This is a genomic window from Agromyces binzhouensis (assembly GCF_004135055.1).
GTDB lineage: Bacteria > Actinomycetota > Actinomycetes > Actinomycetales > Microbacteriaceae > Agromyces > Agromyces binzhouensis.
On sequence record NZ_SDPL01000536.1, the window covers coordinates 1 to 1698 of the forward strand.

Below are 1698 nucleotides of genomic sequence, written 5' to 3' on the forward strand. Positions count from 1 at the left end.
CGCGCCGTTCCTGGCGATGGGCCCCGCGGCGATCTGGTTCGCGGTCTCGGCGGACGGCATGTTCGCCGCGGTCGCCGCGTGGGGGCTCTGCACCCTCGGCTTCGCCGCGACCGCGCGCCGATCGGGCGCGATGGCCGCCTGGAGCGTGCTCGCCGGCCTGCTGCTCGGGTACTGCGTGATGATGTCGTACGGCCTGCCGATCCTCGGCATCCTCGCGCTCGCCGTGCTCGCGCTCGGCCGCGACTGGCGGCCGCTCCCCATCGCGGCCGCCGCTGCGCTCGCGGTCGTGCTCGCGTTCGCGGCGTTCGGATTCCTCTGGTGGGAGGCGTTCCCCGTGCTCGTCGAGCGCTACTGGGACGGCGTCGCGAGTCGCCGCCAGTTCACCTACTGGGTGTGGGGCAACCTCGCCGCCCTGGCGATCAGCGCGGGGCCGCTGGTCGGCGCCGCGGTCGCGACCGCCGGTGCGCGAGCGCTCGGGTGGCGTTCCGAGGCGCGCCCCGAACGCGTCGTGATCGTGCTCGCGCTCGCCGCGGCCGCCACGATCGTCGCCGCCGACCTCTCGCAGATGAGCAAGGCCGAGGTCGAGCGCATCTGGCTGCCGTTCGTGCCGTGGCTGCTCGTCGGCACGGCGCTGCTCACCGAGCGGTGGCGTCGCGCCGGCTTCGCCGGGCAGCTCGCCTTCGCGCTCGTCGTGCAGCACCTGCTCGTCACGAGCTGGTGAGGCCGGCGGCGCACCCCGTCAGCGGCGCTCCTCGGCGACCGCGTTGCCGCCGTCGACCGCGATCAACTGCCCGGTGACGTACGACGCGCCGGGGCTCGCCAGCCACGCGATCGCCGATGCGACCTCGTCGGGGCGGCCGCTGCGACCGACCGGGACGAGCAGGCCCTCCTCGGCCTCGCTCGGGAGCTGGCTCGCGGTCGCGATCCAGCCCGGTGCCACGGCGTTCGCGGTGATGCCCGACAGCGCCTCGTCGACCGCGAGCGCGCGGACGTACCCGAGCATGCCGGCCTTCGCGGTGGCGTAGCCGACGTCGCCGCGTGAGGCCATGAGCGGGCCCGAGACGCTCGACACGCAGACCACGCGCCCCCAGCCGGCTTCGCGCATGCCGGGCATCATCGCCCGGGTCAGCAGGAACGCCGTCGTGAGGTTCATGGCGAGGCTCGCGTTCCAGTCGGCGAGCGTCATGGTCGCGTCGCCGTGCAGCATCTCGGGGTCACCGGTCGCGATCATCCCGGCGTTGTTCACGACGATGGTGGGGCGGATGCCTCCTGCCGCGAGCTCCGCGGCGAGGTCGTCCACGTGCTCCTCGAGGTCGAGGCGCGCGGTCAGCCCGACGGCGGTGATGCCCAGGCGGCGGAGCTCCTCGGCACGCTCGTGCACGCGTTCGCTCGTCGCCGTCAGCACGATGCCCGCGCCGAGCTCGCCGAGCGCCTTCGCTGTCGCGAAGCCGATGCCCTCGGGGCTGCCGGCGCCGCTCACGATCGCGACGCGTCCGTCGAGGTTCCAGGCGGAGGGAAGGGTCATGGCGTCATCCTAGGCACCGGCGCGTGCCGTCCGGCAGGGGCGCGGGCCGTTCGCCCGCCGCGCGGCGCGGCCGGATCAGTCGATCGGGACCACGCAGGACGGCGCGGTGAGCTCGAGGACGCGCCGGGTCGCGCCCGTCACCAGGTCGACCTCGACGAGCGCGTCGCCGAGCT

The 1698-nt window shown here is 74.7% G+C and carries 1 protein-coding gene and 1 pseudogene; one reads left to right on the forward strand and one right to left on the reverse strand.

Going from position 1 to position 1698, the window contains the following annotated elements; translation table 11 throughout:
• Nucleotides 1-721, forward strand: a pseudogene (locus ESO86_RS19350) (hypothetical protein); the annotation flags it as partial.
• 18 nt (nucleotides 722-739) lie between these two features.
• Here the strand turns inward: ESO86_RS19350 and ESO86_RS16480 are convergent.
• Nucleotides 740-1525, reverse strand: coding sequence for an SDR family NAD(P)-dependent oxidoreductase (locus tag ESO86_RS16480; RefSeq protein ID WP_129235906.1), 786 nt, complete (start codon nucleotides 1523-1525; stop codon nucleotides 740-742).
• Nucleotides 1526-1698 lie beyond the last annotated feature (173 nt).